The sequence below is a fragment of the Halomonas sp. SIMBA_159 genome, assembly GCF_046536035.1.
In the GTDB taxonomy this organism is placed as follows: domain Bacteria; phylum Pseudomonadota; class Gammaproteobacteria; order Pseudomonadales; family Halomonadaceae; genus Vreelandella; species Vreelandella venusta_A.
In genome coordinates this window covers 1-275 of sequence record NZ_JAWJBT010000503.1, presented here as the reverse complement: position 1 = coordinate 275, position 275 = coordinate 1, and the positions used below count along the sequence as shown (strand labels likewise).

Annotated in this window: 1 protein-coding gene; it reads left to right on the top strand. The window is 54.5% G+C overall.

Features of this window, described 5'->3' with window-relative positions:
- Positions 1–275 (top strand): TetR/AcrR family transcriptional regulator (locus R0J87_RS20195; RefSeq protein WP_498888484.1); only part of this gene is annotated, 275 nt, incomplete at both ends.

Below are 275 nucleotides of genomic sequence, written 5' to 3'. Positions count from 1 at the left end.
AGGCCGCCAAAATCGCTGGCCGGATACAGCGAGACCCGCGTTCAGCTTATCAAAGCCGGCGTAGCCATTCTTACCGAGCGCGGCCTTGCGGCGACAGGTATTGATGAGATCCTGCGCAGCGTTAACGTGCCAAAGGGCTCGTTTTATCACTATTTCGCCAGTAAAGAGCAGTATGGCTTGGTGCTGGTTGAGCACTATTCTGCTTATCTGAAAGCTAAGCTGACGCGTTTTTTAACCGATACCAGCTTGCCGCCGTTGGCACGCCTGGTGGCCTA